Source organism: Thermogemmatispora argillosa, assembly GCF_059696725.1.
In genome coordinates this window covers 899470-911339 of record NZ_AP019377.1, presented here as the reverse complement: position 1 = coordinate 911339, position 11870 = coordinate 899470, and the positions used below count along the sequence as shown (strand labels likewise).

The window sequence follows — 11870 nt, the reverse complement described above, 5'->3', positions numbered from 1 at the left end:
TGGCCAGTACGCGCAACCCACGAGCCTGGCTCTCAACGCGCGAGGGCCAGGCTGTCAGAGGCTGGCTAGAGGTGTTGCTGCGAAGGACGGCTAGAGCGCGTGCCGCGGTGGAGCAAGCGTTGCAGCCAGCTCAGCGGAGAGTGTGAGCGAGCCTGCTCGCCAGTTGCGCCGTGGCCCATCGAGACAGGCTCTCGCCCTTCCACACCTGTCGTCGCAGCCAGGCGGCGGGCGCCCAGCGCGCTGTGTCCGTTATGCGAGGCTTCCAAACGATTTTCACGCGAGAGCGACTCCGGAGGAAGGCGCTCACTTCCCGGAGCAGGCTGCCGCTCCACCGCCTCTTCGACGGACCGGCTCGACGGACGCGGCCAGGACTCCTGGACAGCCTCGGTCGCCGTGCCACTCACCGGCTCATGGGGATTCGGCACATCCGCCGGGCCGAGATTCCCTGTAATCAGCGGTGGCTGCTGCTGCCTCAGCAGATCCTCGCGCTTAATCGGTTGCGTCTCCTGCTTCTCCAGTGCCAGGCGGCTATCCAGCTCCTCAAGCAAGCGTGCGATAGCGGGGCGCAAAGCGCGATTGCCGGCAGGAATTCTGGTCCATTGCGCCAGCGCTGCTGGATAGTAACCGGCACGGTAGCAATAGAGACCGAGCATAGCTCGGGCGTCAAAGATAGTCATCCGCTGCCAGAGCGCCAACTCTTCAGCCGGGGTCTCAATCACATCCTCGCTGGCCTCAATCACCTCTACCAGATGGTAAAGAGGGATTCCCATAATGCGATAAGGAAAACCATAGTAGAGAGCCAGGCGTCGACGCCGCGAACGCTCTGGGGGATGCTTCCCTACAAAATAGCGCCGTGTCCAGGAGCCGCTAGACCAGACGATCCAGGCCAGAAGCAACACCAGGATACGACCTAAATAGCGCTGCCAGGTCTCAGGAGCCAGACCCACCATGACCCCGAGCACCGCAAAGCAGGCGCCCAAGGCCCAGGCCCCGTAGACCAGGCGGCGCCGATCCCAGCCCAGCAAATCGAAATGGTGATGCAGCGGTGTTGCCAGGAAGGGCCGGGGAAACTCGGTGTGAGGAATAAACTCACGTGTACTGGCGAAGCGCAACATTTGGAGCTGCCGGCGATAAAAGCGCGTAATCACCCGCGCAGAAAGGGCCGAGAGGCCTTCCAGCACAAAGGCAGCGCCCACCAGGAAAAGCAGCGTCTCCTGGCGATCAAAAATAGCGATCATCGCCAGCAAGCCGCCCAAAGCCAGGGCCCCGCTATCACCCATATAGATTTGCGCCAGCCGTTTAGCGCTGCTGCGCCGTCCGCGCGCGGCCCAGGCCGAAGGCCAGTTCCAGGGGAGATAGCCGAGCGTGCTACCAGCGCAGAGCAGAGAGAGCACCTCGACCACCTGGCCCTCTGGGCGGTCGATAATGCCGGTGGTCACGATGCCGAAAGCCAAGGCCGCGCTAAAGACCAGGCCGCCCGCCAGCCCATCCAACCCATCGCTAAAGTCCACAGCCAGCGACGTCACGCTGCCAGTCACGCCTGTCATCAGCACCAGGAACACCAGCCAGGCATAGTAAGCCAGCTCGCCCGGATGCAGAGGGCAAGCGCTCATCTCGGGACTGGCGTTTGGACAGATCAGGTGGCCAATAATAGGCAGCCCGATATAGGGGCTGTAGGACTCAGGCCCTTTCGGCGTCAAGAAGAAATAGCAGGCTCCGGCGGCCACCGACAGGATAAATAAGCTACTGAACTTTGCGCGCTCCGACAGCCCCTCATTGCTATAGACCTTGTGCCAGTCATCGACCAGGCCGATCAGCATAAAGCCGAAGGTAGCTCCCAGGCCGATCAGCAGCAGCGTCCACTGCTCGCGGGTATGGAACAGCAGATAGCCGGCGACCAGACCGGTGATCATCATCGCCAGCGTAAACGATGGGCCACCTACTAAAGGCAGCTCAATCGTCTTAATCTCACGCCCGCTGGCGGGCAGGTCCGAGCGCAGATCGGCGCGATGATGGCCAGGTTTATGCTCGCCACTGCGGAATTTCGGAAAGAGCAAGCGGGCAATACCGCAGAAAATCAAGCTGAGCAGTGCCGAGACCACGAATGTCAGAATCAAGATGACCGGCACCAGATAGGCATCAGGAATGGCAGGTAATGGCATACGTTTTACTCCCCCGGGGCGAAAAGAGGCCCGGAACCGTGCTGGCTAGCCCTGGCTCAAGCGAGCGCCTGCTGATCTCTCTCCACCCGCATGATTTTTCTGCAGTAATAGGAGCTGTCCATCTTGGCAAGAGAAACAGAAAGCAAAAAACACACGTTATCAGAAAAGCTATCGCATTGATAACCAGCACAAACGTACTCCGTAGCTCAAAGGTGCGAGCAGCAGCTAGGAACTTGAGGGATTGCCGGCATAACCGAGCCGTCGCAGCTCTTCGAGTGCCACCTGTCGCTCATTCCAGGGGAGCTTCTCGCGACCGACGATAATACTCTGCTCGTGGCCCTTGCCGGCCAGCAAGACTGTATCGCCGGGGCGCGCGGCGGCCAGGGCCGTGGCAATCGCGGTACGACGATCCGCAATGCACAGGAAATCGCGACCCTCAAGCTTTCCTGCAGCTTTCGCACCCGCAGCAATCTCCTGCAGGATTTTCAGGCGATCTTCTTCCCGTGGATCTTCATCAGTAATAACGAAGAAATCCGCCATCTGGGCAGCCACCGCGCCCATTGCCGGGCGTTTTTGCACATCACGTTCGCCGGCGGACCCGAAGACCACCAGCAAGCGGCCTGGGGTTAGAGGGCGCAGAGTTGCCAGCACCTTCTGTAGACTATCAGGAGTATGGGCGTAATCCACAATCACCGAGAACGGCTGACCGGCGACTACATGCTCCATGCGCCCGCTAACGCTGCGCGCCTGAGCCAGTCCCTGAGCGATCTCTGAAGGACTCAAGCCCAGATGGTAGGTAGTGGCGATAGCGGCCAGGCAGTTACTCACATTAAAGCGACCCACGAGGCGGGTCGTCATCGGCACAGGCTGAGCCTCGTGCGGAAAGCGAACCGAGAAGCGCGTACCATCGGCCCCCAAAACCAGCTCCGTAGCCTGGAAAGCCGCAGGGCAATCAATCCCGTAATCCAACACTGGCGCGCGGCAGAACGGCAGCAAAAAAGCAAAGCTGCTATCGTCGCGGTTCAAGACCGCCGCCGCGCGGGTGGCCAGCGCCTTCCGGCGCTCGGGGTCCAGCATCTCAAAGAGACGGGCCTTGGCGCGGCGATAGTTTTCAACGGTCCCGTGAAAATCGAGATGCTCCGACGTAATATTCGTGACCACACCCACGTCGAACTCACAGCCGCGCACGCGCGCCAGCTCCAGGCCATGAGAGGTTGCCTCAATCACCGCATGAGTCACGCCGGCGTCGAGCATGCGGCGGAGGAACGCCTGGATTTCCAGAGCCTCTAGTGTACTCTGGCGCGTCGTATTCTCCCACTCTTCCCCCTTCACTTTAAAATTGGCCGTCGTCATCAGGCCGGTGGCGACGCCAGCGGCTTCCAGGATTGTACAGATGAGATTACAGGTTGTCGTCTTACCATCTGTGCCAGTGACCCCGATTGTCCAGAGCTGGCGAGCCGGATAGCCATAGAAAGCGGCGGCCAGGTCAGCAAGAGCGCTGCGCACATCAGCGACCTCGATATAGGGCAAAGGAAGAGGAGAGACAGCGAATCCCTCCAGCGACTCACCGAGGGCGGCCACGGCGCCGCGAGCGGCGGCCTCGGCCAAAAAGCGACGGCCATCGGTATGCGTCCCGGGCACGGCGATAAAGAGCGTACCCGGTTCGACACGGCGCGAATCGTAGGCTAGCTGAGTGACAGTGAGCTGCTCCACGGCGGCCATCTCACTGAGAGCGCCAGCGGGGTAGATCGCCCGTGGCGGGGATGGCAAAGCAGCCAATAGCGTTTTCAGAATCATCTTACTCCAGGGATAAACAGGCTCCATATGGGCCTGGGTTCCACATGCTCTCTTTTGATTGAAGGCTCTTCTAGTAATAGATGGTACGAGTGCGGTGATACGGTCGCATATCGGGTAAGCGCTGACTGAGCAGCCAGAGCTGCTGGTCGATCTCAATGGCTTTCAGGAAGAGACCGCGGGTGGCCAGTGCCTGGCGCAGCAGCTCGCAGGCCCAGACCGTCGTTGCACGGATCTCGATCTCTTCCTCGCTGCCGGCGGGAAGCGGCTCCTGCCGGTCGATCCGTTCCGCCAGAGAGGGATCATATTCCAGCACCCCGAAATGACGAAGCACCTGGGGCAGCTTGTAATCTGCAAAGATTGTTAACTGCTCAAGATCGGAAAAGGCGCCCCACCGCTGACCGCGGAAGAGGGCATGCAGATCGGCGACGCAGATCTGCGCCCGCTTCAGAAAGCGTACCTCGCGTTGGCGATAATGGGCCACGTCGCGAAAAGAAGGGAAGGCCTCAACCAGCAACTGTACCAGGCGCACCGCGCTACCCGCCGCCTGGGCAACGGCCTGCGAGAACTGCCCATTGAAGCGCTCCACAAGCACGCGCCCGACTTCATGAACGTGCGACAGGCGCTCCTCGAAAAGGGGGATCTCGACCCCATCTTCGCTCCGGAAGATCAGAGCCAGCTCTTCCCGACTCATATCGCGCAGATAGGCAGCATCCCAAACGGGTCGGCCCTCTTCCACCGCCCGCGTCAGAGCAGCAGCCTCCGCCCAGTAGCCGCTTAGCTGCTCCCCCCGGTAGGTGATGCTCCAGCGCGGCTGTCCTTTCTCCGGCCAGAAACAGAAATTGAGGGCATCGAGCAAGAGAATCCAGTTAACGCTGCGCTCGCTGCCATCAAAGAAATGATAGCGTTCATAGCCGGCTGGCAGCACAGAGGCGGTTGATAGGGCCGAGGTCGGAGCGGCCCCGGGGCCAGCCACCTGCCCCAGCAGCTCAGGCCAACGCTCGCTGAAGGCCTGAAGCTGCTCGCGATTAATCCAGACATACTCACCCTCCTCAACCACACGACGGGTGCTGCTAAGAACCCCTAGCGGGTCCTCTCCAACGGAAGGGAGCTGTTCCTCCTGGTCCAGGTTTTGATTCCAACGGTCCATATGCTTCATCAGTCTGCCTGTGGTCCTGCGCTTTCCAACACTGGCCCATTGAGGATACGCCTCAATGACGTGATAATTGCGTACGAATTGGTTCCTGCTTTCTCCTGGGCGATTTCACTGGCAGGCGCTTGCTCAGAGCGGGCTGGCCAGCGCCTGGTGTAGGAAGGCGATCGCAAGCAGGTAGGCTCGGCCTGCGCCTGGCCTGGCTGCCTCGCCGGCGGACGGCGAGCGAATGGAAGAGACAACCGCTCTGCCCAGGGTCGCATCGGGATGCAGCACCCCGCCGCCCCGCTCAAGCCTGAGTGTGTGATGTGCGGTCTCTTCCCGATTCTAGCGGCAAGGCCCCCGTTCGTCAATTGCGCTGGGACCTTATGCTGCCGCTTTGCGTCCGCCTTCTTCCCTCTTCCAATTATTCATAGATACATCTAAATATACATATTATATGCTCTTGCATTTCATTTAGATATGTGGTATGCTCTCACGCAGAGCATGCAAAGGCATGCTCTCATGGGAAGTCTCTCTAAACTGAAGAGAGGGAAGGAGAGTACTGTGGAAGAACAGCAGTTGTGTTACCTCGTCCATCGTCTCTATAACGACGAAGACTTTCGGCAAGCATGTTTGAATGACCTAAAGAGTGTAGCCTCTTCTGAGCACATTGAGCCTCTAGTGTTGAATGTGCTTGAGAAGCTGATCCCGCATCTTGCGCTAGGGACTTCACTAGGGCCGCCTATGTGGTGGTGGCATCCCTGATCAACGAGCGGGAGACGAGGCAACGATATAGAGGAAGATAGAGTCGCGAGGGAGCGAGGTGAGTCAGGAAATATGAGTGAAGACAGGCGGACTACGGCCAGGGAAGAGGTCTTACGTGAGGCGTTGGCCTTTCTCAGCGGGCGTTTGGAGCGCTTGCTGCTGGAGGTTCCTGCTCCGCTACAAGAGGATGTGGCTTTAGCCCTCCGTCAGGAGAGCAAGCTACTCACCTGGCGGACAGCGGAGCTGAGTGGCGGTGATCCGGTTCAGGGTCCGGGCGAACCGCGGGCCGGGAGGTGGCCCTTGCTCACCTTTCTGATTGCCGGCGCGCTCTGCCCCGAAGGGGAGCCGGACTACGCCGCCGGGGCGGCCTTAGCGATCGAATGCCTGGTCTGTGCCATCGATATCTTTGACGATCTGGTCGACGATGATCAGACGCCATTGCTACAGACCATCGGTGAGGCTCGCGCCATCAACGTGGCTGCAGCCCTGCTGACACTGGCTCAGCAGGCGATTCTAGCAGTCGCTGCCAGCGCCAGACCACCCGCGGCGGAGCCGCCTGTCCTCCTGGCTGAGCTTCAGACGGCCACTCTCGCCTGTCTGGCTGGTCAGCAGCAGGACCTACTTGCTGAGGCGCTACCACTCACGGCCTGGTGCCGTGAAGAGTGCCTAGCCCTGGCAGCGGCTAAGGCTGGCTCTCTCATGCGACTGGCTTGCCGTCTCGGCGCTCTCGCTGCTGGTGTTCCTCCCTCCCTCTGCGAACAGTTCTCCCGCCTGGGGGAGCTGTTGGGGATTGCGGGCCAGCTTGATAACGACTGTCATGATCTCCATGCCGTACTGACCCGCCCTCCAACGCTCTCCAGGCCAAAGTCAGATCTGCGCCGTGGGAAAAAAACGCTTCCGCTGGTGCTCGCTGCCGCCAGCGGCTGTGCTCCAGATGCACTCCTCGCCCTGCAACAGGGTACCGCCATGCAGGCCGCGCTCTCCACCAACCTGGCTGAGGCTATCACCGCCGCCTGGAGTATCTCCCTGCTCTATCGCGAGCGGGCTCGCCTCTGTCTCCAGGCTATTGAGGCCTGCCAGCCTCTTCCGCCTGAGCTGCATCAAATATTGGGGTTATGATTGAGAGGATCTCAGGTATTCAAGCAAGAGGGAGTATATGTCGAGGACAACACGCTCGTTTCCGAGAGTCGGGCGTCTGGCGGCGATCCTGGTGCTGGCCCTGGCCTATGTTGTGCTCCTGGGAGGCGACGCCTGGGTCTTTTTCCCGCGCAGTGCCTCTCATCTGACCTATCTGCCTTACGCTTTTCTCCAGTTTGGCGTGTCGGCTCTGGCGGCCCTGCTCTTTCTGGCCGTTGGTGCTTTGGTCTGGCTCTATGCTTACCGCCGCGGCGTAGCTCTGCTCTTGCTCTGCTTCTGTGCCTGTATGATGATGACCTTTCTGGTCCAGACCGGTGCCGCGGTTGGCGATATGCTCCTCTCGGTCATCGGTGGCGTCAGCAGCGCGCTTTCGCTCCTCCTCTTCACCACGCTGCTCCTGCTCTTCCCTCAGAATATGCTGGCTCCTCCGCCCCTGGTTGCTGCTTCCACCCGCGCCTGTTGCTCGTTCGGCCATCTGCTACGTTTGCTTGTGCTGTCATTACTGGCGCCGGCCTATCTTGGGCTAGTTGTACTGTTAAGTTTACTGGTCACCTGTCATTTAGCCTTCTATGATTGGGGAACCAGTCCCCGCCTGGCCTGGCTCAACTTCGTTGACTACACCTACTATCTCCTGACCCTGACCGGCATTCTGACCTCGATTGCTCATCTCTATCGGCGCACAGCCACGCTGCGCGAGCAGCAGCAGCGCCGTCTCTTTATGGGCGCGGTCATTCTGGCCTTTGCTCCCTTCTTGCTCTTGAATGTCCTCCCCTGGTGGTTGCATATCCCGCTGCGCGTTGATCCGCGCTTCAGCACCCTCCCGCTGGCTCTTTTACCGCCGCTGCTGGGGTATTCGATCTTGCGCTATCAGATCCTGGTCTTGGATCGCTATATTCGTCGCGTGGTGGCCTGGATCGTAGGCCTGGTCTGCCTGGTCATGCTGGCCTACATCGTGGCGGCTCTCTGCCTGATCCTTCCCCTGCCGGATCTGCCGGCACGGACGCTGTTGACGGTTGCTCTGATGGCCGTCCTGGCGCCGCTCACATGGTGGCTGGCCGGTATCCTGACAGAGCGCCTCTTCTTTAGCGAGATGTACCATTATCGGCGTGTCCTGGAGGCCCCTCACCCCTTAGAGAGCGAAGGGGCCACGCTCGATGAGGTGGCACAGTTGTTGAGCGCGGCGGCTATGAATGTATTCGAGACGCGCGAGGTCTGTCTGTTTGTCCTCGACGATGAGAGTGGCTACTATCGCCTTTGCCCTCCACTTTCCTACGCCGAGCCTGCCGATGAGGTTCGTCTGCGCCTGCTCCGCTGGCTGCTGCCGATGGAGCCGGAGGAGGCTCTCAGTGAGGAGGGCTGGCTGACTCTGACGCCGTCGCTCATTGAGCGCTTAATGCCGGCTCGTTCTCCGCTGCACCTTAGCGAGCTGCAGCACTCCTTGGGGAGCAGTCCCGCTGGCCTGGCTCGCTACCTGCAGGTCGCTGTCACTCGTCAAGAGCTGGACCCGTTGTTGGTCCCAGTGCGGGCCCAGGGACGCCTGATCGCCGTGCTGGTATTGGGAGAGCGCGGTGATCATCAGCCCTATGCCGGCCCCGATTTCGAAGCCATTGAGCTGATGCTGGCGCGCTTTACGCCGCTGCTGGAGACAGCTCGCCTCTCGGCTCGCGCCAGTCGCCATGCTGCTATGCTTCATGCGCTCTACAGTGTCAATGCTCTGCCCATGAGCGCCATCGAGACGATCGAGGATGTGGCGGTCAATTATGCGGAGGTGGCCGCGCGCGCCGGCTCTGCCGGGGCTGAGGTCTGGCTGTATGACGAGCAGGAGGCCTGTCTGCGCCGCGTGGCCTACCTGCCTGGCGGCCCGCCGCTCTCTGCCGCTCAGCAGCTTAGCTCGCTCCAAGAGGCGGACTGGCGGCCCTGGTTCTATGAAGGGTATGAGCTGGCTCCAGGACCGGCCCGCGACCATGCCCTCTCCTCTCATATTCCTCCCTGCTTGCCTCAAACACCTCCTTTCCCTTTCGCCTGGCTCCCTCTGAAACGCGCTCATCGCTATCTCGGTGTCCTGGTGCTAACCTACGCACGCGCTCATGTCTTCTCCTGCGAGGAGAAACATATGCTGGAAATGTTCTCTTCTCAGTGCGCCACGATGTTGGAGAACGCCAAAATTACCTTGGAGTTGCGGGCCGCTTATGAGCAGCAGAAGGAACTCGATCGCCTGAAGGATCAGTTCATCATGACCGCCTCTCATGAATTGCGCACCCCTTTGACTGCTGTCCTCGGTTATATTGAGTTGCTAAAAGAATATCATATGCATCTTTCTCCAGAGGTGCGAGATGATTTTATCGCGCGAGCGCACCGGGGCTGCGATGAGCTGGTCCTGTTAGTGAGCAACATTATGGATGCGAGCCGTGTCCATATGGATGCTGAGCGTCTGAAACTGGAGACCGTCGAGCTGCGCAAGTCTGTTGAGCATGTGGTGGATATTTTGGATGCCCTGAGCAAGCGCGAGCGGCATACCTTGCGCATTCATGTGCCCGCGGGCATCTATGTGCTGGCTGATGAGCTGCGCCTGCGTCAGATCTTACTAAATCTTCTCAGCAATGCCCTCAAGTACTCTCCGCCAGGTACAGATGTTGATATCTTTTGTCGAGTCGAAGAGCGCTGGGTGACTATCTCGGTACGCGACTACGGCCTTGGCGTCCCACGCGAGGCCCAAAAGCATCTCTTCGAGCGCTTTGTTCGTCTTGATCGCGATATGAATAGTCCGGTGCGGGGGGCGGGACTGGGGCTGTACATCAGCGAGCAGCTTGTGAAGGCGATGGGTGGAAAGATTTGGGTGGAGAGCAGCGGCGTGCCGGGTGAAGGGAGCACCTTTTCTTTCACCTTGCAGCACGTCCCGACCTCGCTGCCCCGGTGTGAGACGCCGCACAGTGTGCGCCGTGAGCTGGCCCGCTGAGCCGGCTCCATCGATGGCCTACGGAGGCAACGGGAGCAAGCAAAGCAAGAAACAGGGCACCAGGTGACAATGGTCGGGTGCTCAGGAGAGAAGAAGGGGCAACCTGCTCACGGGAGGCAGTACCTGAATAGCTCCGCCGCAGCGTCTCTTATGAGAAAAGAGCCTGTGGGAAGCTTCCCAATCGTCAGGGACTCTCGTGTAGAATCTTACTTCTTTCTAGCTAGCTAGCTGGCTAGGAGCGAGAAGGAGCGCTATCCTCATGAACCCATTACGCCGAGCAGCTTCTGACACGATCACACCGCGTCAGCTAGAGGTCCTGACCTATCTGGCTCAGCGCGATCACTGGTCAGTGAGCGAGGTAGCCGCTCTGCTGGGAGTCAGTTCAGCGGCAGCCACCAAAGTCTTGACTCGGTTAGAACGCAAGGGGTTGATCACACGGACTCATAATGTCCTCGATCGGCGCTGTGCAGATATCACGGTCACGCGTGCGGCGCGGGCCTTATTGCAAGCGGAGGCTACGGACTCTCATCCGTAGCCTGATCTGCTGGGGCTGATGCTGGAGCCGACTCCGGCACGGCAGCCTCCGCCGGTTCGCCTGGGGTGGGTAGAGCCGGGCTCGGCGGATGCTCCGGATTCTCTGCGGCCTCAGAGGCCCTGGTCGGGCTTGCCGCCCTGAGATAGCCGCGCTCCTGAGCATAGCGCCAGAGAGATTTCTGCAACTGGCGCCGGGCTCGTGAGATGCGGCTCATTACCGTGCCAATAGGGATCTGCAGCGCTTCGGCGATCTCCTTGTAGGAAAGGCCCTCGATATCGGCCAGAATCACTGGCATGCGAAAGTTCGGTGGCAGTTCCATGAGGGCATTGTAAACATCTTCATCAAGGTAGCGCTGAAGTACCTCTTCCTCGGCGCCGGCGGTGACTTCATTGCCACCCAGATCTTTGATGCGATTGTACAGATAAAACTCTTCTCCCTCGGGCAGCGAGGCGGTCGCCGGGTGGGTTGACTGGCGGCGGTAATGATTGATTGCCGTCGTGTTCAGAATGCGAAACAGCCAGGCTCGGAGGTTGGTGCCAGGATGGTAGGTATGGGCGAAGCGAAAGGCTTTGAGCATGGTCTCCTGTACCAGATCTTCGGCCTCTTGGGGATTATTGGTCATCCGTAGTGCCGTGCGATAGAGGCTGTCAAGCTGGGCCAGGACACCTGCCGTGAAGTCCTCTCGGGGGAGCGCTGGCCTCTGCCCGGCTGCATCGCTTCCGGTATTCGCTGGAGTATTGACAGAAGTGATAGGCTGTTCGGACATGCAAATCTCCCTCTATCCTCTCTCAACCGGACGACCACAGTTGCGTTGTCTCGCGGCTGCGATGGAGTGTGCACCAGGGACAGGAGCGACAAGATCAGCCCGCTGCGGCAAGGCCGACCACCGTTGGCGCTGTCCCCCTGGGGGCTGCTCCGTGCAGAGGTGTAGTGTATAACCAGTAGCTGCGTTGAATGCGGCGTCGGCTCTGCGAGGCCTCGTATTCCAAATAAAACCTGCCTGTCGGGTATATTCCCCTGCACGGAACCGCAGCATACGGTACCTCACTAGACAATAGGCTGCTTTTAGTATAGCTGATAGATCACTGCTCAAACCAGTCCTTTCTGGTAGAGCGAGACGCCAGGATGGTCTGCCTGTGGCGTTCCTCTCCTGGCTGGCCTTTGCTCTCCCTTGCCCTGCTCTATCCTCGCTCGGACTTGATCCCTCTCCTTTCTTTCCTGTTCCATCATCTGGCGGAGCATTGCTAGAGAAGCCAGATTGTAGCTTCAAACGACATTTTCTCAGTCCCCTGTGGACAACATACCAGAAAAGGGCAGCCTGGTCAACCGTTTTGGCGTTGCCGCTCTCCTGGCTGGAGCGTCAGACGCTAGCGTATGGGGTGAAGT

General features: G+C 59.8%; 7 protein-coding genes. 3 read left to right on the top strand and 4 right to left on the bottom strand.

From position 1 onward, the window contains the following. Window positions 1–65: 65 nt before the first annotated feature. From AC6H1L_RS03590 to AC6H1L_RS03580, 3 genes are all read right to left on the bottom strand, one after another. Window positions 66–2162, bottom strand: coding sequence for an MraY family glycosyltransferase (locus AC6H1L_RS03590; protein ID WP_497600182.1), 2097 nt, complete (start codon window positions 2160–2162; stop codon window positions 66–68). Between the two features lie 225 nt (window positions 2163–2387). Beyond that, a complete protein-coding gene (locus AC6H1L_RS03585) occupies window positions 2388–3986 on the bottom strand; it encodes a UDP-N-acetylmuramoyl-L-alanyl-D-glutamate--2,6-diaminopimelate ligase (RefSeq protein ID WP_497600181.1) in 1599 nt (532 codons plus the stop codon). Between the two features lie 43 nt (window positions 3987–4029). Then, a complete protein-coding gene (locus AC6H1L_RS03580) occupies window positions 4030–5115 on the bottom strand; it encodes a queuosine 5'-phosphate N-glycosylase/hydrolase (RefSeq protein WP_497600180.1) in 1086 nt (361 codons plus the stop codon). Between the two features lie 813 nt (window positions 5116–5928). Here AC6H1L_RS03580 and AC6H1L_RS03575 point away from each other — a divergent pair. The 3 genes from AC6H1L_RS03575 (at window position 5929) to AC6H1L_RS03565 (ending at window position 10484) form a co-directional block, all read left to right on the top strand. Beyond that, a complete protein-coding gene (locus AC6H1L_RS03575; protein ID WP_497600179.1) occupies window positions 5929–6975 on the top strand; it encodes a polyprenyl synthetase family protein in 1047 nt (348 codons plus the stop codon). Between the two features lie 37 nt (window positions 6976–7012). Next, window positions 7013–9949 (top strand): sensor histidine kinase, encoded by a 2937-nt coding sequence (locus tag AC6H1L_RS03570; RefSeq protein WP_497600178.1) that lies wholly within the window; start codon window positions 7013–7015, stop codon window positions 9947–9949. 259 nt (window positions 9950–10208) lie between these two features. Continuing rightward, complete coding sequence (locus tag AC6H1L_RS03565; protein ID WP_497600177.1) at window positions 10209–10484, top strand: MarR family transcriptional regulator; 276 nt, start codon at window positions 10209–10211, stop codon at window positions 10482–10484. On the opposite strand, the gene AC6H1L_RS03560 is transcribed toward AC6H1L_RS03565, so the two are convergent. Further along, window positions 10465–11250, bottom strand: coding sequence for a sigma-70 family RNA polymerase sigma factor (locus AC6H1L_RS03560; RefSeq protein ID WP_497600176.1), 786 nt, complete (start codon window positions 11248–11250; stop codon window positions 10465–10467). The two genes, AC6H1L_RS03565 and AC6H1L_RS03560, sit on opposite strands and share 20 nt — an antisense overlap. Between the last annotated feature and the right edge of the window lie 620 nt (window positions 11251–11870).